The sequence below is a fragment of the Enterobacter sp. E14S genome (assembly GCF_055666685.1).
In genome coordinates, this window is the sequence record NZ_JBVODQ010000012.1 from 47,358 (window position 1) to 69,190 (window position 21,833).

Annotated in this window: 23 protein-coding genes and 1 pseudogene; 11 read left to right on the forward strand and 13 right to left on the reverse strand. The window is 54.2% G+C overall.

Annotation, left to right across the window (positions count from 1 at the left end):
* Positions 1-284: 284 nt before the first annotated feature.
* Together ACZ6J2_RS19290 and soxR are read right to left on the reverse strand one after the other, a co-directional pair.
* Complete coding sequence (locus ACZ6J2_RS19290; protein ID WP_471726459.1) at positions 285-956, reverse strand: glutathione S-transferase family protein; 672 nt, start codon at positions 954-956, stop codon at positions 285-287.
* Positions 957-1,248: 292 nt separating this feature from the next.
* Entirely contained in the window at positions 1,249-1,707 is a 459-nt protein-coding gene (soxR, locus tag ACZ6J2_RS19295) for a redox-sensitive transcriptional activator SoxR (RefSeq protein ID WP_471726460.1), read from the reverse strand.
* A gap of 98 nt (positions 1,708-1,805) precedes the next feature.
* Here soxR and soxS point away from each other — a divergent pair, with 98 nt between their 5' ends.
* On the forward strand, positions 1,806-2,132 hold the full coding sequence (gene soxS / locus ACZ6J2_RS19300) for a superoxide response transcriptional regulator SoxS (protein WP_013095071.1): 327 nt from the start codon (positions 1,806-1,808) through the stop codon (positions 2,130-2,132).
* Between the two features lie 6 nt (positions 2,133-2,138).
* Here the strand turns inward: soxS and ACZ6J2_RS19305 are convergent, their stop codons facing one another.
* Positions 2,139-3,704 carry an EAL domain-containing protein gene (locus ACZ6J2_RS19305; protein ID WP_471726461.1) on the reverse strand — a complete coding sequence of 522 codons (1,566 nt, stop codon included), beginning with the start codon at positions 3,702-3,704 and terminating at the stop codon, positions 2,139-2,141.
* A 645-nt stretch (positions 3,705-4,349) separates the two neighbouring features.
* Between ACZ6J2_RS19305 and ACZ6J2_RS19310 the strand changes: the two genes are divergently transcribed.
* Positions 4,350-4,631: a YjcB family protein gene (locus ACZ6J2_RS19310; RefSeq protein WP_008503385.1), complete on the forward strand. Its 282-nt coding sequence runs from the start codon at positions 4,350-4,352 to the stop codon at positions 4,629-4,631.
* A gap of 62 nt (positions 4,632-4,693) precedes the next feature.
* On the opposite strand, the gene ssb1 is transcribed toward ACZ6J2_RS19310, so the two are convergent.
* Complete coding sequence (gene ssb1, locus ACZ6J2_RS19315; protein WP_029740211.1) at positions 4,694-5,224, reverse strand: single-stranded DNA-binding protein SSB1; 531 nt, start codon at positions 5,222-5,224, stop codon at positions 4,694-4,696.
* A gap of 251 nt (positions 5,225-5,475) precedes the next feature.
* Here ssb1 and uvrA point away from each other — a divergent pair, with 251 nt between their 5' ends.
* The gene (gene uvrA, locus ACZ6J2_RS19320; RefSeq protein ID WP_045328845.1) at positions 5,476-8,298 is read left to right on the forward strand and encodes an excinuclease ABC subunit UvrA; all 2,823 of its coding nucleotides are present in this window, start codon (positions 5,476-5,478) and stop codon (positions 8,296-8,298) included.
* Between the two features lie 3 nt (positions 8,299-8,301).
* Here uvrA and ACZ6J2_RS19325 read toward each other — a convergent pair whose 3' ends face one another.
* The 4 genes and pseudogenes from ACZ6J2_RS19325 to tyrB form a co-directional block, all read right to left on the reverse strand.
* Positions 8,302-8,655 (reverse strand): MmcQ/YjbR family DNA-binding protein, encoded by a 354-nt coding sequence (locus ACZ6J2_RS19325; RefSeq protein WP_023310053.1) that lies wholly within the window; start codon positions 8,653-8,655, stop codon positions 8,302-8,304.
* A 2-nt stretch (positions 8,656-8,657) separates the two neighbouring features.
* Entirely contained in the window at positions 8,658-9,074 is a 417-nt protein-coding gene (locus tag ACZ6J2_RS19330) for a secondary thiamine-phosphate synthase enzyme YjbQ (RefSeq protein ID WP_023310052.1), read from the reverse strand.
* Positions 9,075-9,187: 113 nt separating this feature from the next.
* Complete coding sequence (aphA, locus tag ACZ6J2_RS19335; protein WP_471726462.1) at positions 9,188-9,901, reverse strand: acid phosphatase AphA; 714 nt, start codon at positions 9,899-9,901, stop codon at positions 9,188-9,190.
* A gap of 217 nt (positions 9,902-10,118) precedes the next feature.
* Positions 10,119-11,310 (reverse strand): annotated as a pseudogene (gene tyrB, locus ACZ6J2_RS19340) (aromatic amino acid transaminase).
* A 206-nt stretch (positions 11,311-11,516) separates the two neighbouring features.
* Here tyrB and ACZ6J2_RS19345 point away from each other — a divergent pair.
* The 6 genes from ACZ6J2_RS19345 (at position 11,517) to ACZ6J2_RS19370 (ending at position 14,466) form a co-directional block, all read left to right on the forward strand.
* Positions 11,517-12,074: a DUF2589 domain-containing protein gene (locus ACZ6J2_RS19345; protein WP_023334176.1), complete on the forward strand. Its 558-nt coding sequence runs from the start codon at positions 11,517-11,519 to the stop codon at positions 12,072-12,074.
* Between the two features lie 75 nt (positions 12,075-12,149).
* Complete coding sequence (locus ACZ6J2_RS19350) at positions 12,150-12,752, forward strand: DUF2589 domain-containing protein (RefSeq protein ID WP_471726463.1); 603 nt, start codon at positions 12,150-12,152, stop codon at positions 12,750-12,752.
* Positions 12,752-13,201, forward strand: a complete 450-nt coding sequence (locus ACZ6J2_RS19355) for a lysozyme (protein ID WP_471726464.1) — start codon at positions 12,752-12,754, stop codon at positions 13,199-13,201. The genes ACZ6J2_RS19350 and ACZ6J2_RS19355 overlap by 1 nt, the downstream gene beginning before the upstream one ends.
* Positions 13,202-13,219: 18 nt before the next feature.
* Complete coding sequence (locus ACZ6J2_RS19360; RefSeq protein WP_471726465.1) at positions 13,220-13,702, forward strand: ribonuclease; 483 nt, start codon at positions 13,220-13,222, stop codon at positions 13,700-13,702.
* Between the two features lie 65 nt (positions 13,703-13,767).
* Positions 13,768-14,175 (forward strand): hypothetical protein, encoded by a 408-nt coding sequence (locus ACZ6J2_RS19365; protein ID WP_033144411.1) that lies wholly within the window; start codon positions 13,768-13,770, stop codon positions 14,173-14,175.
* The gene (locus ACZ6J2_RS19370; protein WP_032662594.1) at positions 14,176-14,466 is read left to right on the forward strand and encodes a hypothetical protein; all 291 of its coding nucleotides are present in this window, start codon (positions 14,176-14,178) and stop codon (positions 14,464-14,466) included.
* Between the two features lie 84 nt (positions 14,467-14,550).
* Here the strand turns inward: ACZ6J2_RS19370 and ACZ6J2_RS19375 are convergent, their stop codons facing one another.
* Positions 14,551-15,144: a response regulator transcription factor gene (locus tag ACZ6J2_RS19375; RefSeq protein WP_223862650.1), complete on the reverse strand. Its 594-nt coding sequence runs from the start codon at positions 15,142-15,144 to the stop codon at positions 14,551-14,553.
* A gap of 317 nt (positions 15,145-15,461) precedes the next feature.
* Here ACZ6J2_RS19375 and ACZ6J2_RS19380 point away from each other — a divergent pair, with 317 nt between their 5' ends.
* Positions 15,462-16,592, forward strand: a complete 1,131-nt coding sequence (locus ACZ6J2_RS19380) for an ENY2 family protein (protein ID WP_471726466.1) — start codon at positions 15,462-15,464, stop codon at positions 16,590-16,592.
* 51 nt (positions 16,593-16,643) lie between these two features.
* Here the strand turns inward: ACZ6J2_RS19380 and alr are convergent, their stop codons facing one another.
* Positions 16,644-17,723, reverse strand: a complete 1,080-nt coding sequence (gene alr / locus ACZ6J2_RS19385) for an alanine racemase (RefSeq protein ID WP_045888345.1) — start codon at positions 17,721-17,723, stop codon at positions 16,644-16,646.
* 16 nt (positions 17,724-17,739) lie between these two features.
* Positions 17,740-19,152 (reverse strand): replicative DNA helicase, encoded by a 1,413-nt coding sequence (gene dnaB / locus ACZ6J2_RS19390; protein ID WP_023310046.1) that lies wholly within the window; start codon positions 19,150-19,152, stop codon positions 17,740-17,742.
* Between the two features lie 66 nt (positions 19,153-19,218).
* On the opposite strand from dnaB, the gene ACZ6J2_RS19395 reads away from it, so the two are divergent.
* Complete coding sequence (locus ACZ6J2_RS19395; RefSeq protein ID WP_471726467.1) at positions 19,219-20,202, forward strand: NADPH:quinone reductase; 984 nt, start codon at positions 19,219-19,221, stop codon at positions 20,200-20,202.
* A gap of 184 nt (positions 20,203-20,386) precedes the next feature.
* On the opposite strand, the gene pspG is transcribed toward ACZ6J2_RS19395, so the two are convergent.
* Together pspG and dusA are read right to left on the reverse strand one after the other, a co-directional pair.
* Positions 20,387-20,629, reverse strand: a complete 243-nt coding sequence (gene pspG / locus ACZ6J2_RS19400) for an envelope stress response protein PspG (RefSeq protein WP_023310044.1) — start codon at positions 20,627-20,629, stop codon at positions 20,387-20,389.
* Positions 20,630-20,765: 136 nt separating this feature from the next.
* Entirely contained in the window at positions 20,766-21,761 is a 996-nt protein-coding gene (dusA, locus tag ACZ6J2_RS19405; protein WP_471726468.1) for a tRNA dihydrouridine(20/20a) synthase DusA, read from the reverse strand.
* Positions 21,762-21,833 lie beyond the last annotated feature (72 nt).

A 21,833-nucleotide genomic window follows, 5' to 3' on the forward strand; every position in this document is an offset into this window, starting at 1 on the left:
CCCTGAGAGTTTTTTAGGAAGTCCGTAAGCGAGGTGGAGACGCCACTGCCAGCTAAACGTCAAATCCTTGTGTTGCGTTTGCGACGAAAGGGCGTCACAAAAAAAGCAAACGTTTAGCTCCGCGCTTACAAACGGGTGGTCAAATTAAGGCAAACGATTATCTAGCGTAATCCCCGCCCTTTTCAACTGAACTTTCTCGTTTTTCGCTAAAATTCACTTATGACGCTGAAGAAATAAACAGAGGATGCGCAAACGTTATCGTCTATGCGCAATTTGTTTACATTTCAGTCCTCACCGGGAATAGATAACGGTCCCCCTTGTTCCAGGGTTCTTTGCCAGCCAGGGCTGTTCTCAACTTTTGACTTCCATGCCTGAATATGCGGCAGATTAGCGATACCGCCGCGCGCCAGCAGCGCAAAGATCGGGAAGCTCATCTGGATATCGGCCATGCTGAGCGAATCCCCGGCAAACCAGCTGTTTTCGGCAAGATGTGACTCAATAAAGCGCGCATGGGTCTCCAGCTGACGATTGAGATACGCTTTCTGCACCCCCTGCCCCAGCGCTTTGCCCAGGGTTCTGATACCAAACGGCACCGGCGGCTTGCCGAGGCTGTTGAAGACCAGCTTCATTAACAGCAGCGGCATCAGCGATCCTTCGGCGTAATGCAGCCAGAAGCGGTATTGCACCTTATGTGCCGGATCTAAAGGCTTAAGGCGTGACTCGGGATCGTACGTTTCCTGCAGGTACTCCAGGATGGCGCCCGACTCTGCAAGGATCAGTCCGTTATCTTCGATAACCGGCGATTTGCCCAACGGATGCACCTTTTTGAGAGCCTCCGGCGCCAGCATGTTCTTTTCGCGCTGGTAGTGGACGATCTCATAAGGCAGGCCGAGTTCTTCCAGCGCCCAGATCGCGCGGTGCGAGCGCGACTGGTTAAGGTGGTGTACCGTGAGCATGGCTTTCTCCTGTTATTCATACTTTTTAACTATAGAAAATTGAACAACACCGCGAAAAAAATTCGTCTAAAAATCGGTCGGTGAGGCTGGCGAAAAAACGGGTCTTGCATAGAATTAAAGTGTCAGCACAATCCGGAACCTCCCCAACCAGCTCGACACTGAGGGGTGCTGATGTCGGGGGAAACCCTCCCGTGAACCAGCGGGATAGAGTGAAAGACAAAGACCGGGAAAAACTAAAGCGCCCTTATGTGGCGCTTTAGTTCTTTATAATGCTTTTGCCGGCCGCACAATCTCAATCCTCCTCCAGCAACCGCGCCCCCGTCCCCTGCTCGCCCAGCCTGTCGCCGGGGTTACGCAACGGACAATCGCTACGCGACAGGCAGCCGCAGCCGATGCAGCCATCCAGCTCGTCACGCAGCGCGACCAGCGTATGAATACGCCGGTCCAGCTCTTCACGCCACTGGGACGACAGCTCTTTCCACTCTTTCGGGCTCAGCGTATGCCCTTCCGGCAGCACGCCAAACGCCTCGCCGATCGTGGCCAGGGGAATTCCGATTCGTTGCGCAATTTTGATAATCGCCACGTAGCGGAGCACGTCTCGGGTATAGCGGCGCTGATTGCCGCCGTTGCGGATGCTTTTAATTAACCCTTTGCTTTCATAGAAGTGGAGCGCCGATACCGCAACGCCACTTCGCTGCGCCACTTCACCGGGGGTTAACAGCGCTTTAATGCGCGGCAATCTCTTTTCCATAAAACCTCTTTACCTCAAGTTAACTTGAGGAATTATACTCGCCCGCAGAGAAAACGACGAATTAACCGAGATAGTTGTATCTACAGAGGGGCAACCTTATGTCGCATCAGCAGATTATTCAGACGCTTATTGAATGGATTGATGAACATATCGACCAACCGTTGAACATTGATGTGGTCGCTAAAAAGTCGGGCTATTCGAAATGGTATTTACAGAGAATGTTCCGCACGGTCATGCATCAAACGCTGGGCGAGTACATTCGCCAGCGCAGACTGCTGCTGGCGGCGCAGGCGCTACGCTCAACGCAGCGGCCCATTTTTGATATCGCGATGGATCTGGGCTATGTGTCGCAACAAACCTTTTCCCGCGTGTTTCGCCGCGAGTTTGACCGCACGCCAAGCGACTATCGCCACCAGTTAAATTAATCACCCTCAGTGCAAAGGCTGCTGCTGCCAGGTCATAAATTCCTGGGGCGGCATCGCTTTCGCGAAGTGCCATCCCTGACAAAACTGGACGCCACGCTTCAACAGCCAGCTCACCTGCTCTGCCGTCTCTACCCCTTCCGCAATGGTTTTCAGCCGCAGGCTTTGCGCCATCTCGATAATATGCTCGGCGATCAGGTGGCTGGTACTGTTGGTCGTTAAGGTATCGATAAACGATTTATCGATTTTCAGAATATCCACGTTCAGCGAGTAGAGGTTGTGCAGGTTCGAGTAGCCGGTACCGAAATCATCGATCGCGACTTCATAACCCGCCTGACGGAAAGCCTGAATCACCGGCGTGGTTTTTGGCACATCGATAAAACCGCGTTCCGTCACTTCTATTTTGATTTGCTGCGCACGGACGGCGTAGTGGCGGGCCTTGTCGGAAATCATGGCGATCAGCCGCGAGGAGTGGAAATCCGTGGCCGACAGGTTAATCGAAATATAGAGATGCGGATGCTCGGCCAGGAAATGGCCCAGATCGTTGAACACCTCCTCAACGACATAGTCCGTAATCCGCTCGCTCATTCCCTCATTTTCCGCCAGCGGGATAAACTCAGCCGGGCTCATCACCTGCCCGTTAAAGCCAGGCCAGCGCAACAGCGCCTCCGCGCCCACACACTGATTATTCTTAATATCAATAATCGGCTGATAGTGGACGCAAAGCTGTCGTTTGTTCAGCGCGCGGTGCAGTAAGCGCCCCGGCGAATTAAGCTCACGATGGGTACGGGACCATACCAGCAAAATAATAATGCTGCAGATCATGCCCAGCGGCAGCGTCAACGTCGCCTGGTGATAAAGCGTTTCATAAAAGCGTTTATTTGATGTCGAGACAATGGCCGCAATCGGTCTTTTGGGAGATGTTACGATCGTATAAAAGCGGTTATCTTTTTGAAATACCGATTCCTTATCCCGAATCATCGAATTTAATAAAGAAACATTGGCTTTCTGACTGACGGAAAAGAAAGCATTGGTTACCGTGTCGTACACACCCCACGAGAGAGAATGATCCGCGGACATGACTTCGCTGTATGAAAGCGGGTTAACGACAACCACATAATTTCCGCGCTGCATATATGTCATTTTATAGCCACTATAAAATGGGGTATCGCGATAATAATAGATAGCGACGTCAGGTTTGCGCGTGTAATTAGCGACAGGAATGGCGTAGGGGTGATCCGGTGTAAAAACGGTCGAACAAAGAAAATTCTGACCTTCAGCGTAAATTAAATCGGCGACAAACAGGCGGCCACGAACAACGTTCAGCATATATTGACGGTGTCCCGGCGTGCAAAGCTCGCCCTGATATTTTACCGCCTCGTCCCGGGCCAGCTCAACCTGTTGAATAACCAGCTCTGTTTTGTCTAAAGCCAGTTCAGCAAATGTGCGTAGCTGGGCGCTTGTTTCAGACACGGCACGCAGTTGGGCAAACCATAGCGCAAGCATCACCGGCAGCATAACTACCATGATGATCCCTACCACCCTGAGCATTTTGCGCCGCGCGCTACGATTCATTTCCCGCCCTATATCCCTGCATGTTGTACGCCTGTAGTAATGAAGGCCGGATGCTTTGTTAAACAGGTGATTACGTTGCATGAATCATGCGAAGTTAGCAACTGACTTTTAGTATTAAAAATCTTAAATTTCGTTATGCCGATAATATTTTCCCGTAAGTTAAACTGTAAGTATTCGTTCCGTTTCAATTAAGGAAAATAATTATCCAGCCCGTCAGGCAGACTGGAAGATAACACAACAGACAATCGTTGATTAAGCCAAACGTCTGACAGCATGAAAAAAGTACAATTTCATCAGGACGTTTTATGCTATTTGCTCTGAGGCATTGTGTCCGTTGATTTATAAATAGTCAGCCTACACCACAATATTTTGAGTATTGGCGGAGAATAACTCCCCTCATATAAAAACCGAATTTGCGGCATCCCCACCTGCCCGATGGGCGTTTCCGGCACGCTGTGGGTCCGCCTTCTCGTGCGCCGAAGGCAGAACCAGCTCGCACAATCGCCTTTTCTGAGGAATAAAATCCTCTTTTTTGATCGCACAGATACTGGCGAATAAATCAACAAATGTGATATAGTTCACACATATTTTGTAACGAGAAACACCGTTTCATTCAGTTCGTCTGTTTTATAGAGGATGGGTTTTATGGCAACCATTACTACCAGCATGGTTCTCCTGCGCTGGCCTTTGTTGAGTGCGGTACTGATGTTTCTAGCCAGCACGCTGAACATTCAGTTTCGTAAATCTGACTATGCGGGTCTTGCTGTTATCAGCACCCTGCTGGGGCTGGGTGCGGCCTGCTGGTTTGCAACGGGCCTGCTTGGCATTACCCTGCTGGATATCGCCGCCGTCTGGGAAAATATTAAAGTGGTGATGGTTGAGGCGATGAGCCATACGCCGCCAGACTGGCCGATGGTGATTACCTGATCCCTGACGGAATAAAAAAACCCAGACGATAGTCTGGGTTTTTTGTTTTCAGCACGCGGAAATCAGAACGGAATGTCGTCGTCGAAATCCATTGGCGGTTCGTTAGACGGCGCCGGAGCAGACTGCTGCTGCGGACGAGACTGTGCGCCGCCGCTGAACTGGTTGCCGCCCTGCGGCTGCTGAGGCTGACCCCAACCGCCCTGCTGCTGGCTCTGACCGCCACCTGCCGGTGCGCCACCGCCCTGACGGCCACCCAGCATCTGCATGGTGCCGCCCACGTTGACCACGACTTCTGTGGTGTACTTCTCAGCGCCGGCCTGATCGGTCCATTTGCGGGTACGCAGCTGGCCTTCGATATAGACCTGAGAACCTTTACGCAGATACTCGCCGGCCACTTCTGCCAGTTTGCCAAACAGCACTACGCGGTGCCATTCGGTCTGCTCTTTCATCTCACCGGTCGCTTTATCACGCCAGGATTCGGAAGTAGCCAGCGTAATGTTGGCAACTGCGCCACCACTCGGCATGTAGCGTACTTCCGGGTCCTGGCCCAGATTACCGACGAGAATCACCTTGTTTACGCCTCTGCTGGCCATGTTCGTGTCTCCTGAATACGTTTCTTAATAGTGTAAACGCGCGAGTGTACCATTTCCACGCGGCAATTTGCATAGTTGCGTAGTCGGTTCAGAAATCTCTCGCGGACTCGACATTGTTACACAGCCAATCAGAAAATGCATTCCAATACTGTATATTCAAACAGGTCAAATTGTGTCATAATTAGCCGTTTCTGACAGCCGTTTGTCCTTCAAACAAATCAGGCAATCCGTGTTCCAACCGGGAAAGGTGAATGGATAAGATCGAAGTTCGGGGCGCCCGCACCCACAATCTCAAGAATATCAACCTCATAATCCCTCGCGACAAACTCATTGTCGTGACCGGGCTTTCGGGGTCTGGCAAATCCTCACTGGCTTTCGACACTTTGTATGCCGAAGGACAGCGTCGTTACGTTGAATCGCTCTCTGCGTACGCGCGTCAGTTCCTGTCGCTGATGGAAAAACCGGATGTCGACCACATTGAAGGGTTGTCCCCTGCTATCTCTATTGAGCAGAAGTCCACCTCGCATAACCCGCGTTCAACGGTCGGTACCATTACCGAAATTCATGACTACCTGCGTCTGCTGTATGCCCGCGTGGGTGAGCCGCGCTGCCCGGACCACGACGTCCCGCTGGCGGCCCAGACCGTAAGCCAGATGGTGGATAACGTGCTGTCGCAGCCGGAAGGCAAACGCCTGATGCTGCTGGCGCCGATCATCAAAGAGCGAAAAGGCGAACACACCAAAACGCTGGAAAACCTGGCAAGCCAGGGCTATATCCGCGCCCGCATCGACGGCGAGGTGTGTGACCTGTCCGATCCGCCAAAGCTGGAGTTGCAGAAGAAGCACACCATCGAGGTGGTGATTGACCGCTTTAAGGTGCGCGACGATCTCGCCACGCGCCTGGCGGAATCCTTTGAAACGGCGCTGGAACTCTCTGGCGGCACGGCCGTGGTGTCCGATATGGACGACCCAAAAGCGGAAGAGCTGCTCTTCTCCGCCAACTTCGCCTGCCCGATTTGCGGCTACAGCATGCGCGAGCTTGAGCCGCGCCTGTTCTCATTCAACAACCCGGCGGGCGCGTGCCCGACGTGTGACGGCCTGGGCGTGCAGCAGTATTTCGACCCGGACCGCGTGATCCAGAACCCGGAGCTGTCGCTGGCGGGCGGTGCCATTCGCGGCTGGGACAAGCGTAACTTCTACTACTTCCAGATGCTGAAATCGCTGGCGGAGCACTACAAGTTCGACGTCGAAGCGCCGTGGGCGAGCCTGAGCCCGAACGTACACAAAGTGATCCTGTTCGGTTCCGGCAAAGAGAACATCGAGTTCAAGTATATGAACGATCGCGGCGATACCTCAGTGCGTCGCCACCCGTTCGAAGGGGTGCTGCACAACATGGAGCGCCGATACAAAGAGACCGAATCCAGCGCGGTGCGCGAGGAGCTGGCGAAGTTCATCAGCAACCGCTCCTGCGCCACCTGTGAGGGTACGCGTCTGCGTCGCGAAGCGCGCCACGTGTTTGTGGAAAACACGGCACTGCCGACCATCTCAGACATGAGCATCGGCCACGCGATGGACTTCTTCAACAACCTGAAGCTCTCCGGCCAGCGCGCGAAAATTGCCGAAAAAGTGCTGAAAGAGATCGGCGATCGCCTGAAGTTCCTGGTGAACGTTGGCCTGAACTACCTGACGCTTTCCCGCTCGGCAGAAACGCTCTCCGGCGGTGAAGCCCAGCGTATCCGTCTGGCGAGCCAGATTGGTGCAGGTCTGGTAGGCGTGATGTACGTGCTGGATGAGCCGTCCATCGGCCTGCACCAGCGCGACAACGAGCGTCTGCTCGGCACGCTGGTTCACCTGCGCAACCTCGGCAACACGGTAATTGTGGTCGAGCACGATGAAGATGCGATCCGCGCGGCTGACCACGTCATCGACATTGGCCCTGGCGCTGGCGTACACGGCGGCCAGGTTGTCGCGGAAGGGACGCTGAAGGACATCATGGCGGTGCCCGAATCGCTGACCGGCCAGTACATGAGCGGCAAGCGTAAGATTGAGGTGCCAAAACAGCGCGTAGCGGCAGATCCGGAAAAAGTGCTGAAGCTGACCGGCGCGCGCGGCAACAACCTGAAAGACGTCACCCTGACGCTGCCGGTTGGCCTGTTTACCTGCATCACCGGCGTGTCCGGTTCCGGTAAATCGACGCTGATCAACGATACGCTGTTCCCGATTGCGCAGACGGCGCTAAACGGCGCGACGCTGGCCGAGCCTGCACCGTACCGCGACATCCAGGGGCTGGAGCATTTCGATAAAGTTATCGACATTGACCAGAGCCCGATTGGCCGTACCCCGCGCTCTAACCCGGCAACCTATACCGGCGTCTTCACGCCCGTACGTGAACTGTTTGCCGGAGTGCCGGAAGCGCGTTCACGCGGCTATACGCCAGGACGTTTCAGCTTTAACGTTCGCGGTGGCCGCTGCGAAGCGTGCCAGGGCGACGGCGTGATCAAGGTTGAGATGCACTTCCTGCCGGATATCTACGTGCCGTGCGACCAGTGCAAAGGCAAACGCTATAACCGCGAAACGCTGGAAATTAAGTACAAAGGCAAGACCATCCACGAAGTGCTGGACATGACCATCGAAGAGGCGCGCGAATTCTTTGACGCCGTCCCTGCGCTGGCGCGTAAGCTGCAGACGCTGATGGACGTGGGCCTGACCTACATTCGTCTGGGACAGTCGGCAACCACGCTGTCCGGCGGTGAAGCGCAGCGCGTGAAGCTGGCGCGTGAGCTGTCAAAACGCGGCACCGGTCAGACGCTCTACATTCTGGATGAGCCGACCACCGGCCTGCACTTTGCCGATATTCAGCAGCTGCTCGACGTGCTGCATCAGCTGCGCGATCAGGGCAACACTATCGTGGTCATCGAACATAACCTGGACGTGATTAAAACCGCGGACTGGATTGTCGATCTCGGCCCGGAAGGCGGCAGCGGCGGCGGTGAAATTCTCGTCTCCGGTACGCCAGAGACCGTTGCAGAGTGCGAAGCCTCGCACACCGCGCGCTTCCTTAAACCGTTGCTGTAATTGTCACACGGAGAGTTGCTGTCGGGTGGTTTCCGGCAGCAGCTCAACCGCCTGCTGATAGGACGCGTCCACCAGGTAGTAAATCTGCGAGCCAGGAATCGATCCATCCAGATAGACGGTGCTCCAGTGCGCCTTATTGAGGTGCTTGCTCGGCCTCACGTCATCATGCTGTTGGCGTAGCAAATCCGCCAGTTCAGGGCTGGTTTTCAGTGACGCCGCCGGACGGCCTTCCACCTCTTTCACCATCGCAAACAGGACATCTCCCACTTTTATCTGCGTGGCTTTCCAGTCGCTATGAACGCTCTGCTCCGCGCCGGGCTTGCTCATGCAGTACTGAAGTATCTCCGAAATTGTCATCTTTATTCCCCTTGTAGCGTGGCGATAATTTTACGCGAACCACCGTGAATGCGATGCTCTCCCAGCCAGATCCCCTGCCACGTTCCCAACAGCAGCCGCCCGTTGTGAACCGGCAGCATCAACGATACGCCCAGCAGGGAGGATTTAATATGCGAAGGCATATCGTCCGCCCCCTCATAGTCATGCTCGTAAGGCGCGTTGTCCGGGACACTCTTCAGAAAATGGTGCTCCATGTCGGACCGGACGGTGGGATCGCAATTTTCATTAAGCGTGAGAGAGGCGGACGTGTGCTGAAGCAGCAGATGCAGTAAACCCGTTTTCACCCGCGACAGATCGCGGAGCTGCCCGATGACTTCATCCGTCACCAGGTGAAATCCGCGTGGTTTAGCGCTTAAGGTCAGGGTCTGTTGGTACCACATGTGCTGCTCCGTGATGAAAGATGAATCTTTCTAAGTGTGCAGCAAGAAGACGAAAGGTAAAACCCGCAGCAGCGAGATTTGATTAAAAAAGAGTCAAACCCGCTGCCGGATACTTAATACTCCGAGTTGACGATCACCTCTTCGCCAAACTTTCCGGCCATCGGCAGCGGTCGATAGGTCGAGTTAGAGGCGCGCAATACCCTGATCCCTCTGGCCCCCACGTCATGTGCGGCGGTGATGTCGTTATCCGAATCGCCGTAGAATACTTTGATATTTTTCTTTTCCAGCCACTGGGTTTTGGTGTTTTGCCCCTCTTTGTCACCGGCAAAAATGACCGGGTTCATGCTGGTCGCCGGGATCTGGAAATCATCCTGCAGCGTTTTAGAGACGGTTTCCGTTTTGGTCTGACTGCGGCCGGTAACAAAGTAGATGCTGTCACCGCGCTTCACGTGCATAGCAATAAGCGCACGGGCAACCTCTTTCGGGATGCTGAATTCGTCCCAGCCGTTATTCATTTTTTCCCAGAATTCCGGGTTCTTCAGATACGCTTCGCTGTCGGGTGAATACGTTTTCTTCCCGCGCCAGAAGCCGGGGCTTGAGAACAGCACGGTATCGTCAATGTCAAAACCCACGGCCATTGGCGCGCGGCCGATCAGGCTGTTTTCGATTTGGGCCACTGAAACCCAGTGAATGGGGGCCTGTTCGGCCAGCATGGCGGCGGTGGTGCCGGTGTAGAGCGGCGTCGGTGCAGAAGCTCGCGCCACAACAGCGCTGTTAAGCGAGAACAATAAGCAGGCGGCGCTGAGCGCCAGTGTGATCTTGCGCATATTTTCCCCTGAATATTCAGTTTGTTATCGTTTTAATTTGAGCGGATGGTCAAAAAACTATCCGACCATAACCCCAGCGGGAGGTGAAGGGAAGGAGTTTTTGCTTATGAAGCGGAATAAAAAGAAGACGATCACAGAATACCGGGCAACGTATTTGTGCGGCCTGATGCCCCCACCCCAGCCCTCTCCCATAGGGAGAGGGAGGGTTGGTAAGCGCTTACATTACAGCAGCAAACGCCTGCGCCACGCGATGAACGTTGCTGGCATTCAGGCCCGCCACGCACATACGGCCGCTGGCGATCAGGTAGACGCCGAACTCTTCCCGCAGGCGATCGACCTGCGCCGCGCTCAGACCGGTATAGCTGAACATCCCGCGCTGCTTGAGCAGATAGTCGAAGTTATGTCCCGGCACGGCCTCTTTCAGCACGTTAACCAGCTCCTGACGCATGGACAGGATGCGCTTACGCATCGCTTCCACTTCGGCAAGCCAGGATGCTTTCAGCTGTTCGTCACCGAGAACCGTCGCCACCACCTGCGCACCAAAGTTTGGCGGGCTGGAGTAAATGCGGCGAACCGTCGCCTTCAGCTGGCCGAGCACGCGACCCGCCGCTTCGGCGTCTTCACAGACCACGGACAGACCGCCAACGCGTTCACCGTACAGGGAGAAGATTTTAGAGAAGGAGTTGCTGACCAGCGCTGGCAGCCCGGCGCTGGCCACGGCGCGGATGGCGTAAGCATCTTCTTCCATGCCCGCGCCAAAGCCCTGGTAGGCGATGTCGAGGAACGGAATCAGGTCGCGGGCCTTCAGTACCTCAATCACCGCATCCCACTGGGCGTTGGTGAGATCCGCCCCGGTCGGGTTATGGCAGCATGGGTGCAGCAGCACAATGCTGCGCGCCGGCAGGGTGTTCAGTTTTTCTAGCAGCGCTTCGACGCGCACGCCGTTCGTTTCGCCGTCGAACCACGGATAGGTCGCCACGTTGAAACCTGCGCCCTCGAAGATCGCAACGTGGTTTTCCCACGTCGTCACTGACCCACACGCCTGAATCCGGGAAGTATTTTTTCAGGAAGTCTGCACCCACTTTCAGCGCACCCGAGCCGCCCAGCGTCTGGATGGTCGCCACGCGTTTTTGCGCGAGCACCGCGTGATCGGCACCGAATAACAGCGGAGCGATGGTGTTGCGGTAGGCGTTTAACCCTTCCATCGGCAGATAAAGAGAAGCACCGTGTGGAACAGCGTTCAGACGCGCTTCGGCTTCGGCAACGGCTTTTAATTGAGGAATAATGCCATCCTCGTTGTAATACAGACCGATGCTGAGGTTCACTTTGTCGCTGCGAGGATCTTCTTTGAAACGCTCCATTAAGGAGAGGATAGGGTCGCCAGCATAGGCGTCAACTTTCTGAAACACGCGATGGTTCTCCGGAATTCGATGAGGCAGGGATTTCAACAATAAACCGGAATATCACTCAACACCACCCCTTAAGATTATCCTGCGATCGGCATAGGTTTTTTGCGTCCTCTCGCCATGACATTTACCCAATATTTTCTCCTTCTCGCTTTCCGTAATGTGGCTCCTGCGCAACCGCGCATTCACTGATTCAAGGAGTTCACATCATGGATTCACAATTTATTGGTTCAGTTATTAACGCCCTGCCGCTGGAACATATGATCGGCGGTCCGCTGCAGGCGATGATCAAAGCACAGGTCCAGGCGAGCAAGGCCTATACCGACTTCCTGCTCTCCGTCTGTATTAAAGACGGCAAAGCTGTCGCGATCGAGTTCGATTACGACGAAACCGTGGTAGACGAACAGGGGGTCAATAAAGGCAGCGTGACCCGCAAGATGAGCATTCCGCTCCTGGCGGCGGTCACCCACCCCATCATCTGTATCGAGGACGGCACCATCGACTTTGAGCTGGAAGTGAGCCAGAGCGAAGCCAGTTCCAGCAGCACCGAAGCGGAGGCATCCGTGGAAGCGTCCGTCGGCTGGGGCGTTTTCAAAGCGAAAATGACCGGCAAGGTCTCCCATAAATCGGAGCAGACCCGTTCGACCGATACACGCGCGAAATATTCCATTCATACCCAGATTAAACGCCAGGAGCCACCTGAAGCTCTGCAGCGCGTGATTGATTACCTGACCAACGCCAAAACCAAGCCTGTCGCTGCGCAATAATCTTCCACGCCGCGACATACGTGCGATTCCGTAACGCAGGGGCTACCCGGGTAGCCCTTTTTCCAGGAGCGAAATATGTCTTTTAAAAAATGGCTGCGCGGCGGCAAGGATGAGGAGCCGGAAAACAGGGCGGGCAAAGAGGATCAAGGCACGCCGCCGGTACAGGACAACACGCCTCCATCGCCTCCAGCCGACATTCCCGGCGTGCCGATCTCGCTTGAAGATATCACGCGTGGGATGCAGTACGCGGCCACTGCGGCCAACGAACTGATTGCTCAGCAGTATATGAAGGCGCTGGATCCCTTTTTCGAACCCGCAGAAGACGGTTCGTTAATTCCACGCACGGTACAGCTGGCGCTGGATGAAAAGCACTATTTTGACCTGCCCTTAGTCGCGCTTTCGACACCGCGCGGGCTGATGCTGGAAAAGATGAAGGTCAACCTGACGATCCGTACGGAAGGCATGCAGGCGCCTTCCCGCCAGTCCGGTGAAAACGAATTTGGCCGCTTTCACGTCAGCCTTTCGCCTTCCAGCGATAACAAAGGCGGGCGTGACAGCCGCCACGTGGATGTGGAAATGCAATTTACCGCACTTGAGCCACCGGAAAGCGTCATGCGTTTGATTGACGAATACACCAACAAGGTGATTCCCCGCCCGAAAGCAGAGGAGACTCCGTAATGCAAAAACAACCAGAACGTACAGGTGACAAGGGCATTCAGCTTATTTGCCAGTTTGAAGGGCTGAGGCTGGAGCGTTATCGCGATGCCGTAGGTTTATGGACCATCGGCTACGGCCATTTGATCCTCAAAGAGGAGATGGAAAAGCTCACCAAAATTACCACCGGTGAAGCCAAAGATCTGCTGCGCAAAGATCTGAAACGCACCGAGGACGGCGTGAAAAAACTGCTGAACAGCGCTTCGACACAGAACCAATTCGACGCGCTGGTTTCGTTCGCCTTCAACCTTGGCGTGGGCAATTTAAAGAAATCCACGCTACTCAAAAAATTCAACGCAGGCGATATCCAGGGCGCCGCACTGCAGTTCAAAAGCTGGAATAAGGCAGGTGGTAAGGTTTTGTCCGGGCTTACCCGACGCCGCGAAGCGGAAATGAAGCTATTTCTTAGTTAATTCAACAGGAAAATTACAATGAAACCACTATACATAGTGAAAATGGCCGTACTGTCTGTTTCGTTATTCAACGTGTTACAGGCAACCGCCGCCATGCCAACCTGCGAAGAGGAAATAAAGGAAGCCAACGCCTTTTTATCTTCTCAGGGTATGGTGCCCGTCAATAACGTGACCGATCTGGCGACAACGCTTCGTCATATAAAAAATTTTGGGCGCCTGCCCGACCGCTATATTACCTCGGATGAGGCCAAACGCCTCGGCTGGTCGGGAAGTGAAAGCGAATCGCTTTGGGGTCTTAAACCCACCAATCAAAAATGGATCGGTGGCGATAAATACAGCCATCGCGCTCTTCCTTCCAGTCAGCCCTGGCTTAGCGCGGATGTCGATGTCGTGAAGGGGTATCGCTCTCCCAAGCGTTTGATTTACAGCCTGTCAGGGCAACAGCGCTTTATTACGACCGATAAGTATCAGCATATTGTTGAGCTGGATCCCTGCCAATAATAAGCGCCCGTTACGATAATAAATCCCCTTTTCCGAGGGGATTTATCCTTGCAGAGGATGAACGTATGTCTGACATCTATCTCCCGACCCTCATCAGTGAAGCCTTGCTGGCTTTTTCAGGTTTATTTGGCGGCGTCAGTATCTCGTTTTTCTGGCAACCGCAGCGATTGCACCAGCACAGCCGATTTATGGCAGGCATTATTTTTGGTGGAATCAGCATGGGCGCGGCCGTCGCATTAGGTGGATTAGCAGCCCGCTGGTTAAAGATAGACCTTAATCAGGCCGATATCACGCTTGGTTTAGGGTATATCCTCGGGGCAATGAGTAATGGACTGATCGTCTGGCTGGCAAACTTTTTTCGCCGGCATGAACAACGCGATATTTTTGATGTTGCAAGCGTCATCAAAAGTAAAGTCAGACATGAATCACTTTCTCCGCCTGATTTAACCCACAACAAACCCGATGGAGAATAAATGCTTAACATAATGAATGGCTGGGTGCTTCCCTTTATTATCTTCGTCGACCTGATAACATCGCTGCTGATTTTGTTTGCCGCCTATAGTCGAAGAGTCCATGCCCTGCCGGTAATGTGTAAAATTGGCTTAGCCGCCCTCGCCTTTGGTTTTTTTGGTGAAAGCAGCTTAAACATGAAATTTATTCTTACCGGTGCTGATATACTGAGTGACAGCTTTCCATTCTGGCTATTGCAGGACTTCGGAACGCTGGTGGTGGTGATATATTATTTCAAATCTCAGTACCGTTAAAAAACAAAGCGCAACAGAGGTCTGTCTGTTGCGCTTTTCTTTTAACGCATTTTGACTGCAGCCTTTCGATTTGCTGAAAATCGGCTAATTAGACATATATTTAAAATAGAGCATTGCGGCCTGTGTCCGATTGTTGACCTGTAGTCGGTGAAAGATGGATTCCAGATGCACTTTGACCGTACCTGCGCTGATATTCAATTGCCGGCTGATCTGCTTATTTGTTCCCCCATTCGCCAGCAGCTTAAGAACTTCCTTCTGCCGACGACTCAGGGAATAGATTGGCAAACCGCCAGTGGGTTGTTCTCGCTGGACCACGGCTTGCTCCGGAAAACAGACCACCCCCGAGGAGACCATGCAAAGTATCTGGCTGATTTTCTCGGCGGGGAGATCCTTGGTAAAAATACCCTTAATGCTTTGCCGGATATAGAAGTTGAATATCTTATCCGTCGTTTTTCGTAACATCACCACGATCGGTAGCTCAGGCCAGTTTGTCATCAAATTAGTGATAAAATCACGGCACTTCATTTCACCATCCAGCAAAATAATGCTGACCGGCATAGAGGTTAAAATTGCGTGTGCATCTTCAAAATTGTTCGCTGCAAAAACAGTGCATTCCGGCATTACGCGTTCCAGCTCTGTTTTCATACCGTGAATGAAGATCGGTAATTCATCGATCATTAATATATTCATCGTAGCATAACCCCGTGTGAAATCTATTTTCTTAGGTTATTCAACCAACTTATTCCGAAATTAAGTATGCGTGCTATTACAAAACTGTAAAAACAGCATTCGGCATAAGGCAAACGTCATATACCCAAAGCAAAAAGTTAAGCAGTACTACACATTAGACATAGCCATATTTAATTAAAAGCGATCTTATCATTATCAAAAACAGCCTGGGCTTAATAGCATATTCCCCGAAAAATTGCTGACACGTATTATTTAACTGCACGCGTGCCATCTACCTACATATTAATATTTCAATGAGGTCATTTATGACAATACTAACAGTGTATTTCTGTGGTACTGGATCTAATAAATTTGATGAGTCTCATGCTAATTACTGGAACGGCGAGTTCATCTCTTCTCTGGCAGCCAATAACAAGGGTAAAGAGTTCGCCGAATGGGTCATTCTTGATGGTCCGGGGAGCGGCAATCTACAAAGCGATGAGCTTTGGGTCAAAAGCGGAGAATATTCTCAGCTTCGCGCCCAGCTTCTGGGCAGCGGCTGGAATGAGAATGTTCAGCATGCGATCAATATTATCAAAGGACACGTTGACTGGCAGCGTGAAAAGCTCACAAAAGAAAACTATGAGCAGCTTAAAAAGGCGGGCGTACCGATTCAGGACGTTGAGGTTACCGGCTCATTTTGGTGGCGCAAATATGACTATGGCGATCGTAAAGTGACCCAGCAGGCGCTGCAGCAGCAAATCATCAAAACCTTCCGTCAGGGGCAGATCCTGCCCACTCAGGTGAACCTTGTTGGGTGGAGCCGGGGCGGAATTAGCTGCCATATGCTTGCCAATGCAATGCTGGCCGATCCCCTTTTAACAACGATTCCGGTGAATATTTTTGCGGTCGATCCGGTTCCGGGCATGGGCAATTTCCAGGCGGACAAAGTCACTCTGGGCAGCAACGTTAAGGAGTATGTGGCTTTCTATGCCAGACATGAGCGGTCAAAAGGTTTCTCGTGCGTCATTCCACAGACCGATAGCGCGACAAAAGTACATGTTTATCCCATGTCCGGCCGCCACGCTACGCTGGTGGGGAATGCTTCGGCCAATGGGAATAGCGGGGAAAAAGTGGTCCATGAGCCCGGCACGATCGTGCGTCATTTCGCCGAAGTTTGCCTGCAAAGATGGGGCGTCACGCTGGATAAAAAGCTCAATCTGGATGGGGTGCAGCTGCTGGAACTGCATCAGGCCATTCAGCGCAACGCTCCGCTATTCGCCGAGATGCAGAAAACGGTGTACACCATTTCGGAAAACGATGGGGGGGAGCGCTATGTCTCGCTGGGCAGCACCGGAAAACGGTTCTCGTCCATCCAGGGTTCGCGCCTCAGCCCGGAGTCAGGGCTCGCGTCGGATTATTTGACTAATCAGGCGATCTATAACGTGTTGAAATAAGCGTTACGCGTCCAACGGCAGCTAATGCCGTTGGACGACTATCTGCAAGTCTCAGTCGATGTACTTCATCGCCACCCTTGACGTCAGGCGCGTGATAAGTTCGTAAGCACTCACTTTCGTAATTTCAGCAATGCGTTCGACGGGCAAACCTTCGCCCCACATCACGACGTCGTCACCGGGCTTATCCTGGGCTTCAGGCCCCAGATCGACACAAATCATGTCCATCGCCACGCGGCCGACGATCTTCACCTCGCGACCGTTGACCAGAACCGGCGTGCCCGACGGCGCGGCGCGCGGATAACCGTCACCATAGCCCATCGCCACCACACCGAGACGGGTATCACGCTCGCTGGTCCAGGTACCGCCGTAGCCCACCGGCTCGCCCGCTTTATGGTCACGCACGGCAATCAGGTTAGAGACCAGCGACATGACCGGCTGGAAGCCAAAGTCCGGCCCCCAGGGTTTATTCTCCAGCGGCGACACGCCGTAGAGAATGATGCCCGGTCGCGCCCAGTCGAAATGCGACTGCGGCCACAGCAGAATACCGCCGGATGCCGCAATCGAGCGCATCCCCGGCTTGCCTTCGCAGAAGGTGTTAAAGATATCCAGCTGGCGCTCGGTCGCACCGCACTCGGGCTCATCGGCGCGGGCGAAGTGGCTGACAATATTCACCGGCTGACGCACGTTTTTGCACCGGCATAAACGCTGATAAAACGCTTCCGCGCTTTCCGGACGCACGCCCAGACGATGCATGCCCGTGTCGAGCTTCATCCAGACGGTCACCGGCTCGCTCAGCTTGGCGGTTTCGAGTGCGGCGAGCTGTTCTTCGTTATGTACCGCGGTATGCAGATGCTGGTCAGCAATGGTCGGCAGATCGCTGGCTTCGAAAAAGCCTTCGAGGAGCAGAATGGGTTGGGTAATGCCGCCCGCGCGCAGGCGGAGGGCTTCTTCGAGACGGGCGACGCCAAAGGCGTCGGCATCGGGGAGCGTTCGCGCGGTCTCAAGAAGACCGTGTCCGTAAGCGTTCGCTTTCACGACTGCAACGAGCCTGCTGGCGGGCGCCAGTTCACGCAGACGTTGCAGGTTGTGTCGCAGAGCGCGGCGGTTAATCACAACAGTTGCCGCTTGCATTTGAATTCCTTAGAAATTACTCATCATCATATTGAGGACCGGCATAGTTGTCGAAACGCGACCACTGTCCGTTAAAGGTCAGACGCACCGTCCCGATCGGGCCGTTACGTTGCTTACCAATGATAATTTCGGCGATCCCCTTCAGGTCGCTGTTCTCGTGATAAACCTCATCACGGTAGATAAACATGATTAAGTCGGCATCCTGCTCGATGGAGCCGGACTCACGCAGGTCGGAGTTGACCGGGCGCTTGTCGGCACGTTGTTCCAGGGAGCGGTTCAGCTGCGACAGCGCCACTACCGGCACGTGCAACTCTTTGGCTAACGCCTTGAGCGAGCGGGAAATCTCCGCAATTTCAAGCGTACGGTTGTCGGAAAGCGACGGGACGCGCATCAGCTGAAGGTAGTCGATCATGATGAGGCCGATGCCGCCGTGTTCACGGGCGATACGGCGCGCGCGGGAGCGCACTTCCGTCGGCGTCAGGCCGGAGGAGTCATCGATATAGATGTTACGTTTTTCCAGCAGAATGCCCATGGTGCCGGAGATGCGCGCCCAGTCTTCATCATCGAGCTGGCCGGTACGAATGCGGGTCTGATCTACGCGCGACAGCGACGCCAGAGAACGCATCATAATCTGCTCGGAGGGCATCTCAAGGCTGAAGATCAGCACCGGCTTATCCTGCAACATCGCCGCGTTTTCGACGAGGTTCATCGCAAAGGTAGTTTTACCCATCGACGGACGCGCGGCGACGATAATCAAATCCGACGGCTGCAGGCCGGCGGTTTTCTTGTTCAAATCGTCATAGCCGGTGTTTACCCCGGTCACACCGTCGTGCGGCTGCTGGAACAGCTGTTCGATACGGGCAACGGTGGCGTCGAGGACATCGGCGATGTTTTTTGGGCCTTCGTCTTTATTGGCGCGGCTTTCGGCGATTTTAAAGACGCGGGATTCAGCCAGGTCGAGCAGGTCTTCGCTGGTGCGCCCCTGCGGATCAAAACCGGCCTCGGCGATCTCATTCGCCACCGAGATCATCTCGCGGACGACGGCTCGTTCGCGCACGATATCGGCATAAGCGCTGATGTTCGCTGCACTAGGCGTGTTTTTTGACAGTTCCGCCAGATAGGCAAACCCGCCGCAGCTGTCGAGCTGACCAAGACGCTCCAGCGATTCCGCGAGCGTGATCAGGTCGATCGGGCTGCCCGATTCCTGCAGACGCGCCATTTCAGTAAAGATGTGGCGGTGCGGGCGGGTGTAGAAATCTTCCGCCACGACGCGCTCGGCGACGTCGTCCCAGCGCTCGTTATCCAGCATTAAACCGCCCAACACCGACTGTTCCGCTTCAATCGAGTGCGGCGGGACCTTTAACCCTGCGACCTGGAAATCACGCTCGCGAGGTTCAGTCTGTTTGTTGAAGGGTTTGTTTCCTGCCATAGTGAATGGAGTTACCGAGATAAAGAGTGGGTCGAAAGATTACCATATTTTTCTTACGGAGGGAGCATGGCAACGCGCATTGAATTCCAGAAACACGGTGGGCCAGACGTACTGAAAGCGGTGGAGTTCACACCTGCCGCGCCTGGCGAAAACGAAGTGCAGGTTGAAAACAAAGCCATCGGCATTAACTACATCGACACCTATATTCGCGGCGGTCTCTACCCGCCGCCGTCAATGCCGAGCGGCCTGGGCACCGAGGCGGCCGGGGTCGTCGTCAAAGTGGGCAGCGCGGTTAAGCATATTAAAGAGGGCGACCGCGTGGTATACGCGCAGTCTGCGCTGGGCGCTTACAGCTCCGTCCACAACGTTCCGGCGGATAAAGCCGCCCTGCTGCCTAACGCCATCTCCTTTGAGCAGGCAGCGGCGTCATTCCTGAAAGGCCTGACGGTTTACTACCTGCTGCGCAAAACCTATGAAATTAAGCCCGACGAGCAGTTCCTGTTCCATGCCGCAGCGGGTGGCGTCGGGCTCATCGCCTGTCAGTGGGCAAAAGCACTGGGCGCGAAGCTGATCGGCACGGTCGGAAATGCACAAAAAGCGCAGCGCGCGCTGCAGGCAGGCGCCTGGCAGGTGATTAACTACCGTGAAGAGAGCATTGTTGAGCGGCTGAAGGAGATCACCAGCGGCAAAAAAGTGCGCGTGGTGTATGACTCTGTGGGGAAAGACACGTGGGAAGCGTCGCTGGACTGTCTGCAGCGCCGTGGTCTGATGGTCAGCTTCGGCAATGCGTCAGGCGCAGTAACCGGCGTTAACCTCGGCATACTGAACCAGAAAGGTTCGCTGTATGTGACTCGCCCTTCCCTGCAAGGATACATCACCAACCGGGAAGAACTTGAGGAAGCCAGCAACGAGCTGTTCTCGCTGATCGCCAGCGGCGTCATCAAAGTGGATGTGGCAGATGCGCAGAAATACGCGCTAACCGATGCGCAGCGCGCGCATGAGGTGCTGGAGAGCCGGGCGACGCAGGGATCGAGCTTGTTGATTCCCTGAGACCCAAAAAGAAATTGGGCTTCCCGTGGGAAGCCCTTTCTTTTTTTAGTTCGGCTGTATGTAGGGTACAGCTCGATGAATTCTTTAACGGCAGTCATAGTGACAGATTCGATAACTAAATCCTATTCTGTTCTAAGCCATGCCGCCGGAAAAGTTACAAGTATGTGACGAACCCCTCAATACCTTAGTAACGGAAGCGGTTATTGCGCTGATAACTGGGCACTTTTGGCGCTTTAATCGCCCGAATCACCCACACGACCGCAATGGCCAGCAGTAGCCACGGCAACAGTTTGATCGTCAGCGCAAACAGTCCGCCAATAAACATGACCACCGTCGCCACCACGATAGCCGCCAGAATGCCGAGCAGCGAAACGCCTGTCGCTAACAGCATGACAAAAAAGCCAATCACAAAAAGTAGTTCCAGCATGGTGCTCTCCCACGAGTTCCCGAGTAATGCAGTCAGCATTACAAGAATCATGCCAGTATTAAGCTGTTGTTATTAAAGAAAAACGCCCCGCGAACGTTCGCAGGGCGTGGTGAATTTGACGAACTTTTAGCGAAAGTTATCGCTTGTCTGCCACCAGTCGCAGCGCATGTTCCAGCACCTCAATATCGGCACCGGCTTTATGCGCATTCTCGCTCAGGTAGCGGCGCCACTGGCGCGCGCCCGGAATACCCTGGAACAGGCCAAGCATATGGCGAGTGATATGGCCAAGATAAGTGCCATTGCTCAACTCACGCTCAATGTAGGGGTACATGGCACGCACGACGGCAACCGGATCGGTGTCCGCGCCTTCGATACCAAAGATTTCGCGATCGACCGTCGCCAGAATGCCCGGATTCTGATACGCCTCGCGGCCGACCATCACGCCATCCATATGCGCCAGATGCGCTTTGGCCTCTTCCAGCGACTTGATGCCGCCGTTGATGGACATCGTCAGGTGCGGGAAGTCACGCTTCAGTTGATACACGCGCGGATAGTCCAGCGGCGGGATCTCACGGTTCTCTTTCGGGCTGAGGCCGGAGAGCCAGGCTTTTCGCGCGTGGATGATGAACATCTCGCACTCGCCTTTCCCGGATACCGTGTTGATGAAGTCGCACAGGAATTCGTAGCTGTCCTGGTCGTCAATGCCGATACGGGTTTTGACCGTGACCGGAATGGAGACCGCATCGCGCATCGCCTTGATACAGTCAGCTACCAGCTGTGCATTCCCCATCAGACAGGCGCCAAACATGCCGTTTTGCACGCGGTCGGACGGGCAGCCAACGTTCAGATTGATCTCGTCGTAGCCGCGTTCTTCTGCCAGCTTCGCGCACTGCGCCAGCGCGGCCGGATCGCTGCCGCCCAGCTGCAGGGCAACCGGATGCTCTTCTTCGCTAAAGGCCAGATAGTCGCCCTTCCCGTGAATGATTGCGCCCGTGGTCACCATTTCGGTGTACAGCAGCGTATGGCGGGAGAGCTGGCGCAGGAAGTAGCGGCAGTGTCTGTCCGTCCAGTCGAGCATCGGCGCAATGGAGAAACGGTGTGCAGGGAAAGCGGTCTGTAATTCTGACGACATGGCGAAGTTTTAAGCATCTGGTGGAAAAGGGGCGCTACTATAGCACAAAGAAAAGCCGGAGGCGCAGCGCCT

Bases quoted from the DNA above. Each gene is read 5' to 3' on its own strand.
- pspG (WP_023310044.1), bottom strand. From the start codon at position 20,629: ATGCTGGAACTACTTTTTGTGATTGGCTTTTTTGTCATGCTGTTAGCG.
- soxR (WP_471726460.1), bottom strand. From the start codon at position 1,707: ATGGAAAAGAGATTGCCGCGCATTAAAGCGCTGTTAACCCCCGGTGAA.
- ACZ6J2_RS19290 (WP_471726459.1), bottom strand. From the start codon at position 956: ATGCTCACGGTACACCACCTTAACCAGTCGCGCTCGCACCGCGCGATC.
- ACZ6J2_RS19360 (WP_471726465.1), top strand. From the start codon at position 13,220: ATGAAACCACTATACATAGTGAAAATGGCCGTACTGTCTGTTTCGTTA.
- ssb1 (WP_029740211.1), bottom strand. From the start codon at position 5,224: ATGGCCAGCAGAGGCGTAAACAAGGTGATTCTCGTCGGTAATCTGGGC.
- ACZ6J2_RS19350 (WP_471726463.1), top strand. From the start codon at position 12,150: ATGTCTTTTAAAAAATGGCTGCGCGGCGGCAAGGATGAGGAGCCGGAA.
- aphA (WP_471726462.1), bottom strand. From the start codon at position 9,901: ATGCGCAAGATCACACTGGCGCTCAGCGCCGCCTGCTTATTGTTCTCG.
- ACZ6J2_RS19375 (WP_223862650.1), bottom strand. From the start codon at position 15,144: ATGATCGATGAATTACCGATCTTCATTCACGGTATGAAAACAGAGCTG.
- soxS (WP_013095071.1), top strand. From the start codon at position 1,806: ATGTCGCATCAGCAGATTATTCAGACGCTTATTGAATGGATTGATGAA.
- ACZ6J2_RS19325 (WP_023310053.1), bottom strand. From the start codon at position 8,655: ATGACAATTTCGGAGATACTTCAGTACTGCATGAGCAAGCCCGGCGCG.
- dnaB (WP_023310046.1), bottom strand. From the start codon at position 19,152: ATGGCAGGAAACAAACCCTTCAACAAACAGACTGAACCTCGCGAGCGT.
- ACZ6J2_RS19305 (WP_471726461.1), bottom strand. From the start codon at position 3,704: ATGAATCGTAGCGCGCGGCGCAAAATGCTCAGGGTGGTAGGGATCATC.
- ACZ6J2_RS19330 (WP_023310052.1), bottom strand. From the start codon at position 9,074: ATGTGGTACCAACAGACCCTGACCTTAAGCGCTAAACCACGCGGATTT.
- ACZ6J2_RS19395 (WP_471726467.1), top strand. From the start codon at position 19,219: ATGGCAACGCGCATTGAATTCCAGAAACACGGTGGGCCAGACGTACTG.
- ACZ6J2_RS19310 (WP_008503385.1), top strand. From the start codon at position 4,350: ATGGCAACCATTACTACCAGCATGGTTCTCCTGCGCTGGCCTTTGTTG.
- ACZ6J2_RS19380 (WP_471726466.1), top strand. From the start codon at position 15,462: ATGACAATACTAACAGTGTATTTCTGTGGTACTGGATCTAATAAATTT.
- ACZ6J2_RS19365 (WP_033144411.1), top strand. From the start codon at position 13,768: ATGTCTGACATCTATCTCCCGACCCTCATCAGTGAAGCCTTGCTGGCT.
- ACZ6J2_RS19370 (WP_032662594.1), top strand. From the start codon at position 14,176: ATGCTTAACATAATGAATGGCTGGGTGCTTCCCTTTATTATCTTCGTC.
- uvrA (WP_045328845.1), top strand. From the start codon at position 5,476: ATGGATAAGATCGAAGTTCGGGGCGCCCGCACCCACAATCTCAAGAAT.
- ACZ6J2_RS19345 (WP_023334176.1), top strand. From the start codon at position 11,517: ATGGATTCACAATTTATTGGTTCAGTTATTAACGCCCTGCCGCTGGAA.
- ACZ6J2_RS19355 (WP_471726464.1), top strand. From the start codon at position 12,752: ATGCAAAAACAACCAGAACGTACAGGTGACAAGGGCATTCAGCTTATT.
- dusA (WP_471726468.1), bottom strand. From the start codon at position 21,761: ATGTCGTCAGAATTACAGACCGCTTTCCCTGCACACCGTTTCTCCATT.
- alr (WP_045888345.1), bottom strand. From the start codon at position 17,723: ATGCAAGCGGCAACTGTTGTGATTAACCGCCGCGCTCTGCGACACAAC.